The sequence below is a fragment of the Parolsenella sp. genome, from assembly GCF_982402205.1.
Genome location: NZ_CEVYAT010000033.1, coordinates 1 through 12,947 on the forward strand (window position 1 = coordinate 1; position 12,947 = coordinate 12,947).

Here is a 12,947-nt window from a genome sequence, read left to right on the forward strand (position 1 = left end):
GCTCAGGCGCTCGGCCATGAGCTCGAGCAGCGACTGGGCCTTGGGCGAGAGGGCGCAGCTCTCGACTGAGCCCGGCATGCCGTTGCTGCCGCGCGCCCGCCTCCAAGAGCCAAAGTCGCGGCCAACGCTCACCTGGTGTGCCATGGCCTGGGAGCTCAGCCCCTCGCCACCTTTGATGACGCTCGCGGCGGCCGGGCGCGCGACGTCAACGAAGACGTCGATGCGATCCATGAGCGCGCCTCCCACGCGAGACTGGTAGCGCGCGATCTGCGCCGGCGTACAGCGGCAGACGTGCCCGCGGTCGCCCGCATGACCGCAGGGGCAGGGGTTCGCCGCGGCGATGAGCTGGAACACTGAGGGAAAGGTGCAGACGCCGTCGGCGCGGACGAGGCGAATCTCGCCATCCTCCATAGGCTGGCGCAGCGCCTGCAGCACCGAGGGCGAGAACTCGGGAAGCTCGTCGAGGAAGAGCACGCCTCGGTGCGCGAGCGATGCCTCGCCGGGCGTGATCGGGGAGCCGCCGCCCACGAGGCCCGCGCGTGTCACCGAGTGATGCGGCGCGCGAAAGGGCCGCCTTCCAGCGCGGATGTCATCGATGGGAAGGCCGCAGACCGAATGGACGAGCATGGCCTCGAGCATCTCCGCCTCGCTCAGGGGCGGCAGAATCGTAGGCATGCGCTTCGCGAGCATCGTCTTGCCCGAGCCGGGAGGACCGCACATGAAGGCGCCGTGTCCGCCGCAGGCGGCGATCACGAGGGCGCGCTTGGCCGTCTCCTGGTCGACAACGTCGGCAAAGTCGAGGTCAGCCGAGGCAGCGCCGGAAGGCTCGGGGCCTATGGCCCCGACACCAGAGAGAGATGCCACGCCGCGCTTGAGCCACGAGATGTTGTCGATGGCGAGGGGCTCGCGAAGGGCGCCACCGGCGCCGCGCACGAGCCGTGTGGCGCCCGCGAGCGAGAGCCCAAGGTCGCGTGCGAGCAGGGCGTAGGCGATGGCCCCGCGCACCTCGCTCACCGCGCCTCCTAGCCCAAGCTCGCCCACGAAGAGGCAGCCGTCGAGGCCCGCCGTGGGAATCTGGCCGCTGGCCGCGAGGATGGCGATGGCCATGGGAAGGTCGAGGCCCGTGCCCGCCTTCTTGACGTCGCTGGGCGCGAGGTTGACCGTGACGCCCATGCGAGGAACCTCGAAGCCGCACTGCGCGATGGCGCAGCGAATGCGGTTGCGCGACTCGAGGACCGCCGTGGACGGCATGCCCACGATCGTGATGCTGGGAAGGCCCGAGGAGAGCGCTACCTCTACCGTCACGTGGGTCGCCTCGACCCCGCGCAGGGTCGCCGCATGTATTGCCTGACAGCCCATTACAGCTCATCTCGCAGCGAGACGTTTGGCTTGTAGTGGAGCGCAGCATGGTGCGGCCGGTCGATGACGACGGCCGCAACGTCGAACTGCGCGCGCGGGGGATTGACGTAGCGCTGCAGGTAGGCGGCAATGATGTTCTCGTAGCGCTTGAGCTTTGCCTCGTCCACCGCTATCTCGGGGTAGATGAGCTCGCCCTCGCCCGACCAGACCCGCGTCTTGACCTCCACGAAGTAGAGCGTCGAGTCATCGGTGGCGATGACGTCAGCCTCCCCGTAGGCGCTATGCCAGTTTCTCTCGATGACTTTAAACCCGAGGGTCTTCTCGACGAACGTGGCGGCAATCTGCTCGCCAATCGCCCCGACCTCATGGGGAGTCAGCTCCCCTATGGGCCTGTCGCCCATCTCGCATGCGTTCATGCCAGCTCCTCTCGACCAGGTGACCTTGCCGAAGAGGGTGCCAGACGGGTCTAACACAAACCCGTGAGCGGTCTAACACAAAACTGACACCGCAGCTAGAAGAGGCGCGCCGTCGAAAGAAAGTTTTGGCAAAAGCTCGCGCGATGGACGGGCGTGAGGCCCCTCTCGCGAATTGCGGCGATATGCTCGGGCGATGCGTAGCCCTTGGACTCGGCGAGGTGGTAGCCCGGGTACTGATCGCCGAGTTCCACCATAAGTTCATCACGAGTCACCTTCGCGACGATGCTCGCGGCGGCGATGCAGGCGACGCGGGCGTCGCCCTTGACGAGCGTCTTCTCCTTGGGGTGTATGTGCAGCGGGTTGCCGTCGATGAGCACGCAGTCGGGCTCGACCGCGGCGTCCGCAATAGCGCCGAGCATGGCCTCGCGCAGCGCGCGTGCCATGCCCGCCTCGTCGATGCGCGTGGGCGGAATGTGGCAGATGCCAATCGCCGTAGCCACCTCGCGGATCTTTGCCGCCAGCACCTCGCGGCGGCGCGGGGTGAGCTGCTTGGAGTCGTTGACGCCCCATACCTTGGGGTCGTCGGGCAGGGCCACGGCACACACCGTGACGGGGCCCGCGACCGAGCCGCGCCCCACCTCATCGAGGCCCAGGACGATGCCCTCGCCGCCCAGCTCGCGCATGAGCGAGTACATGCCCTCGACGCGCTCGCGCTCGGCCTGCTGCTTCTGGGCGCGCCTCACGGCACTCGCGCAGGCGCGGCGCACCTGCGCTCGCGGGTCATCCGCGTAGCGCGCGAGCAGGGCGTCAAGCTCCTCGGGCAGGGCCTCGGCAAGCGTTGCCGCAATCTCTGCGGCGGTTGCGGGATGGGGACGGTTGGGCATGCGATCTCCTCGATACAAAAGGAAGCCGCCCCGCGCGAGCAGGACGGCTCCCAGACAATGCAAAGATCTGCGACTAGCGCTTCTCGCGGATGCGAGCAGCCTTGCCCACGCGCTCGCGGATGTAGAACAGCTTGGCGCGGTGCACGTCACCGTGACGGACAACCTCGAGCTTGCCGATCTTGGGCGAGTGAAGCGGGAAGGTGCGCTCGACGCCAACACCGAAGGAGATCTTGCGGACGGTGAAGGTCTCACGGGAGGAGCCACCGCTCATGCGGATGACATCGCCCTCGAACACCTGGATGCGCTCGCGGTCACCCTCCTTGATGCGGTAGTGAACCTTGACGTGATCGCCAGGGATGACCGTGGGGATGTCCTCACGAATCTGCTGACGCTCGATGGCGCGAATGTAGTCCATGTTCTTTCCTTGTCTCTCTTGCCCAGAGGTACCGTCTGACGCATCAGCGGTACGTGGGGTTTACACACAAGCGAGAAGTATACCTAAGCAACCCGGTCGGCGCAACGAGAAGGCAAAATGCCCTCCTCCACCTCAGCGTCTCCACGCGCGCGGCAAATACAGGCGCTCGTAGTCGCGGATGGCGTAGCGGTCGGTCATGCCCGATATGTAGTCTGCCACCTGGACCTCGGGGGCGTCGCAGTCGTGGACGCGATACTCCCCCGGCACCTCGTCGAGATGTCCCATGTAGTGCATGAACAGGCTCTCGACCAGCTGGTTTGCCTTGGGCTCCTCGACCTTGGCGTCGCTTTGGGTGTAGACGTTGTGGAAGAGCCAGGAGCGCAAGTCCATCATGGCCTCCCAGATGGGCTCACTCATCGCGATGTCGCCGCGCTCGGAGCTGGTCGAGACGAGGTCGGACACCATCGTGGCGATGCGGTCAGCAGACGACGCACCCAGGCGCTCGACCACGACGCGCGGCAGGTCGTCCTCGCAGATAATGCCCGCGCGCTCGGCGTCCTGGATGTCGTGGGTCACGTAGGCCACGCGGTCGGCGACGGCCACGATGCGGCCCTCGAGCGTGGCGGCTCGCTGGGTGCCCGTGTGGCAGACGATTCCGTCGACCACCTCGCGCGACAGGTTGAGGCCGCGGCCGCCCTTCTCGAGCAGGTCGACGACGCGGGCGCTCTGCTCGTTGTGTCGAAAGAGCCGTCTGCCCTCTTCCGAGGCCGGGTCGATGCCGCGCCAGCGGGCGATGGCCCGGGAGAGGGCACCCTCGCCCGTGTGGCCAAAGGGCGTGTGGCCCAGGTCATGCCCGAGGGCGATGGCCTCGGTGAGATCCTCGTTCAGGCGCAGCGGCCGCGCGACGCTGCGGGCGATCTGCGACACCTCGAGCGTGTGCGTGAGGCGGGTGCGGTAGTGGTCCCCCTCGGGGGCGAGAAACACCTGCGTCTTGTGCGAGAGGCGCCTGAAGGCCTTGCAGTGCACGATGCGGTCGCGGTCGCGCTGGTAGCAGGTGCGCAGCTCGTCGGGCTCCTCGGGAACGAGACGGCCCGAGGAGGCGTCGGAAAACGCCGCGAGCGGCGAGAGCAACTCGTGCTCCCGCCGCTCGGCGTCTGTCCTTCTCATGATGGGCAGCGAGGCGCCCATGGGCTAGGCCTGCTCGATCTGGGCGATGACGTCGGCCGAAAGCTCCTCGACCGTCTTCTCGTCGGTCGAGAGCCTGGTGCAGCCCAGCTCGTCGATGACCTTGGAGGCGTGGTCGATGGCGTCCTCGGCCTGGGCGAGCATCTCGACGGACGTGGCGCCGGCGTCGCCCGCGAGCATCGTCACGTTCGACAGGGCGCGCGTCTTGTTCTCGAGGGCGAAGAGGCGGCCCTTGTCGACCTGGGCAAGCTGCTCGGGAACCTCGCAGCCCGGGTCGAGCGAGACGCTCGCGACCTTATAGCCGAGGAACGACAGGTACATGGCAAGCGGCGTCTTCGCGGAGCCGGAGAGGCCCACGAGCACGACGTCTGCGCCGGGCAGGTCCTGCGGGTTCTTGCCATCGTCGTGATCTGCGAAGAACTCCATCGAGCTCACACGGCGCATGTAGCGCGAGTCGACCATGTGGTGGGCGCGCGCCTGGTTCTTGGGGCGCTCGCCCGTGAGGCCGGCGAGCAGCTGCACAACCGGGCCGAGGATATCGACCGACAGGATGCCGCGGTTGTTGAGGTCGCTGCGGACCTTCTTGCGCAGCGTGGGGTCGACGATCGAGTGGAACACGGCCGTGGAGACGAAGTCCTCCTCGTGCTCGTCGAAGTAGGCCGCGACCTCCTCGGCGCTCTCGATCTGGGAGAGGCGCACGACGCGCACGGCGCCGTCGCTGAACTGGGCAGCGGCGGAGAGCACGACGTTGTGGGCGGAGTCGCCCAGCGAGTCGGAGACGACGTAGACGAGCGCTGCGTCCTCGCGCGCGCCGTCGCCCAGCTGATCGAACGTAACCTTCATGAGAACCTCCAGACGCGAGAATCCAAGTCCCTTGCAGACATCGTAGCCGACCTGCGGCTACTTCTTGCGGGCAAGCTCGCCGATGTTGGCGACGCCCGAGAAGACCTCCACGAGGTTGTTGAGCAGGCGCAGGCGGTTCGCGCGCAGGGCCTCGTCTTCATCCATGACCATGACGTCGGCGAAGAAGGCGTCGATGGGCTCGCGCAGGGCGGCCAGCGCCGCGATGACGGCCGCGAGGTCCTTGTCCTCGAGCGAGCTCGTGATGTCGCCGCGGGCAGCCTCGACGGCGTGGGCGAGCGTGCGCTCGGCGTCGCCCATGAGCGCGTCGTCGAGCTCGCAGCCGAGCGTCGCGTCGGCGAGATGAGCGGCGCGGGCGTAGGCGATCGCGAGGTTCTCGAACGTCTCAGGGTCATTGGCGCGGGCGTCCTCGAGAGCGTGGGCCAGGGCAAAGAAGTCGTCGGGGGCGGTCACGGAGCCGGCGCTCACGGCGGCCACGGTGTCGGCCGAGATGCCGTCCTCGCGGGCCATCTGCTGCATGCGGCCGAGGATGAAGGCGTTGACGTCTGCGGCGACCTTCTCGGCGTCGAACTCGATGCCCTGGTCGGCAAGCGAGCCCAGGGCCTCTGCCACAAGCGGCTCGTAGCCAACGTGCAGGCGGTCGCGCAGGATCGTCACGACGCCGATGGCGGCGCGGCGCAGCGCGTAGGGGTCCTTGGAGCCGGTGGGAGGCTCGCCGATGGCGAACATGCCGGCAATCGTGTCGAGCTTGTCGGCGACGGCCACGACGCAGCCGCAGGTGCCCTCGGGCAGCTCGTCTCCGGCAAAGCGCGGACGGTAGTGGTCGCGAATGCCCTCGGCCACGTCCTCTCCCTCGCCAGCGGCCAGGGCGTAGTAGCCGCCCATAACGCCCTGCTGGTTGGTGAACTCGACGACGGCGCTCGAGACGAGATCGGCCTTGCAGAGGTGCGCGGCACGCGCCGAGGCGGCAGCGAGCTTGGCGCCGATGCGGGCCTCGTGGGTGATCGCGAGGGCCAGACTCTCGATGCGCTCGGACTTCTGCAGCACGTTGCCAAGCTTCTGCTGGAAGCCGACGCTCACGAGGCGCTCGCGGAAGGTGTCGAGCGAGACCTTGAGGTCCTCCTCGTAGAAGAACTTGGCGTCGTCGAGGCGGGCGCGAACGACGCGCTCGTTGCCGTCGACGACCGTGGCGCTCGCGGCGGGGTCGGCGTTGGAGACCACGACGAAGGCGCGCGTGAGCTTGCCATCCTTGTCGTAGGTCGGGAAATAGCGCTGGTTGGAGAGCATCGACTCGCAGATGATCTCGTGAGGCACGGCGAGGAACTCCTCGTCGAAGTGGCCGATAAGCACCGTGGGCCACTCGCAGAGGTTCACGACCTCGTCGAAGACCTTCTTGGGGGTATCGACGCTGACACCCAGCTCGGCCTCGACCTTGGCAATGCCCTCGCGGATGACCTGCTCGCGGCGCTTGGCGTCGAGCACGTGGGCGGCCTCGAGGACCTGCAGATAGTGGGCGGGCTCGTCGACGATGTGCTCGCCGGCACCCAGCACGCGATGGCCGCGGGTGGTGTTGCCGCTCGTGACGTCGGCGTAGGTCACCGGCACGACGTCGGAGCCGAGCAGGCAGCAGATCCAGCGCACGGGGCGCACGAAGGTGGCGTGCTCGGAGCCCCAGCGCTGGCTGCGGTAGTTGGGCCACTGGAGGTTGCCGATGATCGACTCGCACAGGCTCGAGAGCAGCGGCATGGCGTCGGTTGAGGGGATGTGCTGCTCGGCGAAGACGTACTCGCGGCCGTCGGTGTCGACGCGGCGCACGAGCGAAGCGGCATCGACGCCGCACTTGCGGGCAAAGCCCTGGGCGGCCTTGGTGGGGTTGCCGTCGGCGTCGAAGGCGATGTTGGCGGCAGGGCCGCGCTTGACGTCGTTGGCCTCCTCGGTGGCGGTTGCGACGTCGCTCACGAGGGCGGCAAGGCGCCTCGGCGAACTAATGACCTCGACGGGGCCGTGGGCGAGGCCCGCGTCCTTGAGGCCGGCCTCGACGAGCTTGCCGAGCTGAGAGACGGCGTTGTTGAGCGGCGCGGAGGGCATCTCCTCGGTGCCGATCTCGAACAGGAAGTCCTTGGTAGAAGCCATCTAGGCCACCTCCCCCTTCTTGTCGTTGACGTTGGCGTCGGCATCACCGGCAACGTTTGCGAGGTAGCTCTCGCAGGCGGCCTTGGCGACCGTGCGGACGCGCAGGATGTAGTGGGCGCGCTCGGTGGCGGAGAGGGCTCCGCGCGAGTCGAGCAGGTTGAACGCGTGGCTGCACTTCATGACGCAGTCGTAGGCGGGCAGCGGCAGGTTGCGCTCGAGGCAGGAGTGGCACTCGGCCTCGTAGTCGTCGAACTTCTGGCGCATCATCTCAACGTTGGCGACCTCGAAGTTGTAGGCGGAGAACTCGCGCTCGTTCTCGAGGAAGACGTCGCCGTAGGTCATGGGCGTACCGTCGGGCAGGTAGCTCCACACGAGGTCATAGACGCTCGTGACGCCCTGCGCGTACATGGCGATGCGCTCGAGGCCATAGGTGATCTCGACGGGCACCGGGTCGACCTCGATGCCGCCCACCTGCTGGAAGTAGGTGAACTGCGTGACCTCCATGCCGTCGAGCCAGACCTCCCAGCCAAGGCCCCAGGCGCCCAGCGTGGGGCTCTCCCAGTCGTCCTCGACGAAGCGCACGTCGTGCTCGGCGGGATCGAGTCCGATGGCGGCAAGCGAGCCCAGGTAGAGCTCCTGGGAGTTCTCGGGACTCGGCTTAATGAGGACCTGGAACTGGTAGTAGTGCTGCAGGCGGTTGGGGTTCTCGCCATAGCGGCCGTCGGCCGGGCGGCGGCAGGGCTGCGGGTAGCAGGTGCGCCAGGGCTTGGGGCCAAGCGAGCGAAGGAGCGTGGCGGTGTGGAACGTGCCGGCGCCAACCTCGGAGTCATACGGCTGCATGACGGTGCAGCCATGGGATGCCCAGTAGTGCTCGAGGGCAAGAATCATGTCTTGGAACGTGAGGGCGTTTTCCTTCATGCTCTCCTACCTTCCTTCCAAGGGGCGAAACCCCTGCGTGCAATGCAAATTGGTGCCAAGGTGCCTAGATGGAGCCGACGTCCTCGAGCGGCCAGAAGACAAAAAGCGCCTTCGAGGTCACGCTCGAGACGGGAATGGCCCCGAAGTAGCGCGAGTCCTGCGAGTTGGTGCGGTTGTCACCCATGACCCACAGGTAGCCCTCGGGCACCGTAAATGGGTACTGTACCCCATCGGCCAGAAGAGGCGAGTGGGTGGGCAACTCGTAGCTGGGCTTGCCGTCGGTGTAGGGCTCGTCAAGCGCCACGCCGTCGACGTAGACGACGCCGTCGTGAAGGTCGACCGTCTGGCCGCCCACGGCGATGACGCGCTTGATGAGGGTGACGTCCGCGCGCTCGGGGTCCGTGAAGGTCACGATGTCGCCCGCGACCGGTTCGTTCGTGCGGTACGTGATCTTCTCGCCCACAAGGCGGTCGCCCACCTTGAGCGTGTCGCTCGTCGAGGCCGAGGGGATGATGAACGGCTCGGCCACGAAGGCGCGTACGAGCAGTGCCACCACGAGGGCGATCGCGCCCAGGCAGATGACCTCGAGCGCGTCCATCAGCATGCTGTGCTTACCGTGTTCTGCGCGCGCCACCTATGCCTCACCTTCGGCTGCCTCATCGAACCCGCCTGCCATGACCTGGCGGGCGAAGGCGCGCTCGTCGGCCGTGAGGTCGGCGTCGTCGAGCAGGTCGGGGCGCAGGCGCGCCGTGCGCTCGATGGCGTTCCTGCGGCGCCAGGCGTCGACCGCTGCGTGGTCGCCGGAGAGCAGCACGTCGGGCACGGGGCGCTGCTCGTAGTTGGCGGGACGCGTGTACTGCGCGTACTCGAGGAGGCCCGCCGAGAAGGACTCGTCGACGGGGCTCATCTCGTCTCCCAGGGCGCCGGGAAGCAGCCTCACCACGGCGTCGGTGACGACCATGGCCGGCAGCTCGCCGCCCGTGAGCACGTAGTCCCCCAGGCTCAGACACTCGTCGGCGAGCTCGTAGACGCGCTCGTCCATGCCCTCGTAGCGACCGCACACGAAGACGAGGCGCTCCTCGCCGGAGAGTCTCTGGGCCACTGACTGGGTGAAGGGAGTGCCCACCGGCGTGAAGAAGATCACACGAGCGGGGCGCGGGTCTGCCGCCTTAATGTCTGCCACGGCCTCGAAGATGGGCGCGGGCTTCATGAGCATGCCCTGGCCGCCGCCAAACGGGGCGTCGTCAACCGTGCGGTGACGGTCGTGCGTCCAGTCGCGCAGGTCGTGGGCGCGAAACTCAAGGATGCCCTTTGCCTGGGCGCGCCCCATGATGGAGGCGCCCAGATAGGCATCGAAGACACCGGGGAAGACCGAGAGCGTCTCGACGAGCATGCTAGTCCTCCCCCGCGGCGTCGCTTCCGTCGTCCCAAGGGGCGAGGCCCACCGGGATCGACACGTGAATTACCTCGTCCTCGTCCATGCCGAGGAGCATCTCCTCGACCACCGGGACGAGGGTCTCGCCCTTGTCGCCCTGGACGACCCACACGTCGTTTGCGGGCCCCACCATGACCTCGGCGATGGTGCCGAGAAGGCCCAGGCGCTCGTCTGTGACCTCAAGGCCGCACAGACGCTGGGGGTCATGGAGCTCGAGGCCCTCGGGGAGGTCTTCCTCGGCGACGAGGATCAACTTGCCGGCGATGTCTCGGGCCGCGCCCAGGTCGCCCACGCCCGAAAGGGCCACGAGCTGACCGGACGGGCTATCGCTCACGTCGGTGACCGTGTGCCAGCGCGTGCCCTTGAGCGCGGGCGGAACGATCGCGACGCGAAGACCCGTCGACAAAACAGGGGGAAGGCCGCCTGCGGGAACCGCAACGACCTCCCCCCTTGTCCCGTGGGCTTTGACCACACGGGCTATGAGCCTATATCCGGCTGCCACGATCTAGCCAAGCACCTCGACGTCGACTGAGGAGCCGACGCGCTGCCCGAGGGCGCGGGCAATCGTGCGAATGGCCTTGATCTGGCGACCATGCCTGCCGATGACCTTGCCGGCATCGTCTGCAGCGCACTCAATCTCGATGAGCGTGCCGTCCTCGCGGTCGGTCACATCAAGCGAGACGGCATCCTCGTCGTCGACGAGCCCACAGACAATGAGCTCGACGAGGTCGGCGATGCGGTCGCTCGGCAGCTCCTCGGCGTCCTGGGGCGCCGAGGAAAGCTGGGTATCGGAGTCCATGCGCTACTCGGCCTGCTCGGCAGCCTCGGCGGCAGCGGCGTCCTTGGCGAGCTGCTTCTTGGACTTCTTGACCTTCTTCTCGGGCGCGGGGGCGCCGGAGCGAACGATGTCGATGAGGTGAGCCACGGAGTCAGTGGGCTGGGCGCCGTTGGCGATCCACTCGTCGATCTTCTCGAGATCGAGGGAGATGGTCTTGGGGTTGGTCAGCGGGTTGTAACGACCGACCTCGTCAATGTGACGACCGTCGCGCGGCGAGCGGCCATCGGCGACGACGACGCGATAGTACGGGCGCTTCTTGGCACCGTGACGGGCCAGGCGAATCTTGACTGCCAATGAAAACTCCTCCATTCGTGCGACGCGAGCAAGAGATGGCGTGGCGCCGCAAAACCATACAAGCAGCTCTCGATTCTACGACATTGCCCGCGCGGTGTGTAGCGAAATCATGTCTTTTGCGGAAAAGAGAGCCGTTCTCGCACCTGATTTTGCCATAGGGAGGGGCGCTCGTGGTGAAACCGTGGGAACTCCCCACACTTTCAGGAACCTTCAGACGTGCTTCAGCGACTCGTAACACAATGTGGCAAACCAAACGAAGGAGCTCACCGTGAACATTCTTGTTGTTGAGGACGAGCGCAACCTCGCCGACGCCATCTGCCGCATCCTTGAGGACGAGGGCTACAACGCCGAGGCCGCCTACGACGGCAAGGCGGGCCTGGCCTATGCGGAGAGCTGCATGTACGACGCCGCGATCCTCGACGTGATGCTCCCCGGCATGGACGGCTTCGAGATAGTCCGCGAGCTGAGGCGCGCCGGCAGCGACCTGCCCGTGATGATGCTCACCGCTAAGACCTCGACCGCCGACAAGGTCGAGGGCCTCGACTGCGGCGCCGACGACTACATGACCAAGCCCTTCGAGGCGCCCGAGCTGCTCGCCCGCGTGCGTGCCCTCACCCGCCGCAAGGGCGAGATGGTCATCGACACGCTGACCTTCGGCGACCTCACGCTCGACCTGTCGAGCCACGACCTGGCCTGCGGCGAGCAGAGCGTGCACCTGTCCAAGCGCGAGTTCGACGTACTACAGATGCTCATGAAGGGCACGAACCGCATCGTTTCCAAGCAGGACCTCCTCACCCGCGTGTGGGGCACCGACGCCGACGCCTCCGAGAACTCGGTCGAGGCCTACGTGAGCTTCCTGCGCAAGAAGATCCGCCACCTTAAGAGCAAGGTCGAGATCACCACCCTGCGCATGCTGGGCTATCGTCTTGAGGTGATGGAGTAGTCGCTGCGCCCGTGGGGCGAGATTGCGGGGGTCACGTGCTCAGAAGGCTCAGGAGAAGGTTCGTCGCCGTCGTCATGGCCCTCGTGGGCACGCTCGTCATCGCCATGGTGGGTATCAGCTACGCAAACTCGCAGGCGTCGCTCGACGCCATCGTGAGCCGCTCGCTCGACATGGCCTTGGAGCAGCGCTCTGGGGGCGAGGGCGACAAGGACGCAGGCATGGGCATGCGCCACCTGCCCATCCTGTGGATCGACCTGTCCTACGACGGCGTCAAGCTGGGCTCCAACGAGGCCGAGCTCAGCATAGACACCGGCGACCTCGCGACCGTGATGGGCGAGGTCGTCTCGAGCGACCAGGGAGATGGGCGGCTCGAGGGCTCGCATCTCTCGTGGAGGCGCGCCTCGACGCTCGGGGGCTTCAGGGTGGTCATCGCAGACACCACGAGCATCGACGAGGAAAAGACCTCGCAGCTCATGAAGTCCGCCCTTCTCGCGGTGATCGGCATGGCCGTGACCTTTGGGCTGGCCGAGGCACTCGCGCGCTGGGCGGTGCGCCCCGTGCAGCTTGCCTGGGACCAGCAGCACCAGTTCGTGGCCGACGCCTCGCACGAGCTCAAGACGCCCCTTGCCGTGATCCTCGCGGACACCGAGATCTTGCTGCGCAAGGATGACGGGCTGGGCGAGGGCGCGCTGCGCTGGGTCAAGAGCGCCCATGAAGAGGCCGAGCACATGCGCGGGCTCGTCGAAGAGATGCTCGAGCTCGCCCTCACCGAGGACGCAGCCGGCTCCAAGCGCGACAACGTGCGCATCGACCTGTCCGACACCGTCGAGCGCGAGACGCTCGAGTTCGACGCCGTGGCCTTCGAGCGGGGCACGAGCATCGAGAGCTCGATCGACCCCGGCCTGTGCGTCATGGGCGATGCGAGCCAGCTGTCGCGCCTCGTGAAGACCCTGATTGAGAACGCCTGCAAGTACGCGCCGAAGGGCTCCTCCGTCACCGTGAGCCTCTCCCGCAGGGCGGGCATGGCCGAGCTCGCCGTAACGAACGGCGGAGACCCCATACCCGCCGAGGACCTCCCCCACGTCTTCGACCGCTTCTGGCGCTCTGACAAGGCCCGCACGCGCGAGACGGGCGGCTACGGCCTGGGGCTTGCCATCGCCAAGGGCATCGCCGAGAGCCACTCGGGTAAGATCGAGGTGACAAGCACCGCCGAGGCGGGCACGACGTTCACCGTGCGTCTGCCCGAGGCGAGGGACTAGCGAAGGG

At 67.1% G+C, this 12,947-nt stretch carries 15 protein-coding genes; 2 read left to right on the top strand and 13 right to left on the bottom strand.

From position 1 onward, the window contains the following. The 13 genes from AC1VTH_RS03275 to rpsP form a co-directional block, all read right to left on the bottom strand. Nucleotides 1-1,359, bottom strand: a 1,359-nt coding sequence (locus AC1VTH_RS03275; RefSeq protein ID WP_481334669.1) for a YifB family Mg chelatase-like AAA ATPase, incomplete at its 3' end; no start/stop codon positions are given. Next, complete coding sequence (locus tag AC1VTH_RS03280) at nucleotides 1,359-1,775, bottom strand: YraN family protein (RefSeq protein ID WP_481334671.1); 417 nt, start codon at nucleotides 1,773-1,775, stop codon at nucleotides 1,359-1,361. The genes AC1VTH_RS03275 and AC1VTH_RS03280, both read right to left, overlap by 1 nt. Nucleotides 1,776-1,870: 95 nt before the next feature. After that, a complete protein-coding gene (locus AC1VTH_RS03285; RefSeq protein WP_481334672.1) occupies nucleotides 1,871-2,659 on the bottom strand; it encodes a ribonuclease HII in 789 nt (262 codons plus the stop codon). A 73-nt stretch (nucleotides 2,660-2,732) separates the two neighbouring features. After that, nucleotides 2,733-3,074, bottom strand: coding sequence for a 50S ribosomal protein L19 (rplS, locus tag AC1VTH_RS03290; RefSeq protein ID WP_293672963.1), 342 nt, complete (start codon nucleotides 3,072-3,074; stop codon nucleotides 2,733-2,735). A 132-nt stretch (nucleotides 3,075-3,206) separates the two neighbouring features. Next, a complete protein-coding gene (locus AC1VTH_RS03295; protein ID WP_481334674.1) occupies nucleotides 3,207-4,262 on the bottom strand; it encodes a deoxyguanosinetriphosphate triphosphohydrolase in 1,056 nt (351 codons plus the stop codon). Between the two features lie 3 nt (nucleotides 4,263-4,265). After that, nucleotides 4,266-5,102, bottom strand: a complete 837-nt coding sequence (locus AC1VTH_RS03300) for a kinase/pyrophosphorylase (protein WP_293672965.1) — start codon at nucleotides 5,100-5,102, stop codon at nucleotides 4,266-4,268. Between the two features lie 57 nt (nucleotides 5,103-5,159). Next, nucleotides 5,160-7,253, bottom strand: coding sequence for a glycine--tRNA ligase subunit beta (glyS, locus tag AC1VTH_RS03305; RefSeq protein ID WP_481334676.1), 2,094 nt, complete (start codon nucleotides 7,251-7,253; stop codon nucleotides 5,160-5,162). Further along, nucleotides 7,254-8,171 carry a glycine--tRNA ligase subunit alpha gene (locus AC1VTH_RS03310; RefSeq protein ID WP_293826024.1) on the bottom strand — a complete coding sequence of 306 codons (918 nt, stop codon included), beginning with the start codon at nucleotides 8,169-8,171 and terminating at the stop codon, nucleotides 7,254-7,256. Nucleotides 8,172-8,235: 64 nt separating this feature from the next. Continuing rightward, nucleotides 8,236-8,805: a signal peptidase I gene (lepB, locus tag AC1VTH_RS03315; RefSeq protein ID WP_481334678.1), complete on the bottom strand. Its 570-nt coding sequence runs from the start codon at nucleotides 8,803-8,805 to the stop codon at nucleotides 8,236-8,238. After that, nucleotides 8,806-9,564 (bottom strand): tRNA (guanosine(37)-N1)-methyltransferase TrmD, encoded by a 759-nt coding sequence (gene trmD / locus AC1VTH_RS03320; RefSeq protein WP_481334680.1) that lies wholly within the window; start codon nucleotides 9,562-9,564, stop codon nucleotides 8,806-8,808. A 1-nt stretch (nucleotide 9,565) separates the two neighbouring features. Beyond that, nucleotides 9,566-10,108, bottom strand: coding sequence for a ribosome maturation factor RimM (locus tag AC1VTH_RS03325; protein ID WP_481334682.1), 543 nt, complete (start codon nucleotides 10,106-10,108; stop codon nucleotides 9,566-9,568). A gap of 3 nt (nucleotides 10,109-10,111) precedes the next feature. After that, on the bottom strand, nucleotides 10,112-10,405 hold the full coding sequence (locus AC1VTH_RS03330) for a KH domain-containing protein (RefSeq protein ID WP_293672971.1): 294 nt from the start codon (nucleotides 10,403-10,405) through the stop codon (nucleotides 10,112-10,114). Between the two features lie 3 nt (nucleotides 10,406-10,408). After that, nucleotides 10,409-10,738 carry a 30S ribosomal protein S16 gene (gene rpsP / locus AC1VTH_RS03335; protein WP_301829178.1) on the bottom strand — a complete coding sequence of 110 codons (330 nt, stop codon included), beginning with the start codon at nucleotides 10,736-10,738 and terminating at the stop codon, nucleotides 10,409-10,411. A 268-nt stretch (nucleotides 10,739-11,006) separates the two neighbouring features. Here rpsP and AC1VTH_RS03340 point away from each other — a divergent pair, with 268 nt between their 5' ends. Both AC1VTH_RS03340 and AC1VTH_RS03345 read left to right on the top strand, forming a co-directional pair. Continuing rightward, complete coding sequence (locus AC1VTH_RS03340) at nucleotides 11,007-11,681, top strand: response regulator transcription factor (protein ID WP_481334683.1); 675 nt, start codon at nucleotides 11,007-11,009, stop codon at nucleotides 11,679-11,681. Nucleotides 11,682-11,716: 35 nt separating this feature from the next. After that, nucleotides 11,717-12,940 carry a sensor histidine kinase gene (locus tag AC1VTH_RS03345; RefSeq protein WP_481334684.1) on the top strand — a complete coding sequence of 408 codons (1,224 nt, stop codon included), beginning with the start codon at nucleotides 11,717-11,719 and terminating at the stop codon, nucleotides 12,938-12,940. Nucleotides 12,941-12,947 lie beyond the last annotated feature (7 nt).

Coding starts and splice junctions, on each gene's coding strand:
- AC1VTH_RS03295 (WP_481334674.1), bottom strand. CDS start 4,262: ATGGGCGCCTCGCTGCCCATCATGAGAAGGACAGACGCCGAGCGGCGG.
- AC1VTH_RS03310 (WP_293826024.1), bottom strand. CDS start 8,171: ATGAAGGAAAACGCCCTCACGTTCCAAGACATGATTCTTGCCCTCGAG.
- AC1VTH_RS03330 (WP_293672971.1), bottom strand. CDS start 10,405: ATGGACTCCGATACCCAGCTTTCCTCGGCGCCCCAGGACGCCGAGGAG.
- AC1VTH_RS03280 (WP_481334671.1), bottom strand. CDS start 1,775: ATGAACGCATGCGAGATGGGCGACAGGCCCATAGGGGAGCTGACTCCC.
- trmD (WP_481334680.1), bottom strand. CDS start 9,564: ATGCTCGTCGAGACGCTCTCGGTCTTCCCCGGTGTCTTCGATGCCTAT.
- glyS (WP_481334676.1), bottom strand. CDS start 7,253: ATGGCTTCTACCAAGGACTTCCTGTTCGAGATCGGCACCGAGGAGATG.
- AC1VTH_RS03300 (WP_293672965.1), bottom strand. CDS start 5,102: ATGAAGGTTACGTTCGATCAGCTGGGCGACGGCGCGCGCGAGGACGCA.
- rplS (WP_293672963.1), bottom strand. CDS start 3,074: ATGGACTACATTCGCGCCATCGAGCGTCAGCAGATTCGTGAGGACATC.
- AC1VTH_RS03285 (WP_481334672.1), bottom strand. CDS start 2,659: ATGCCCAACCGTCCCCATCCCGCAACCGCCGCAGAGATTGCGGCAACG.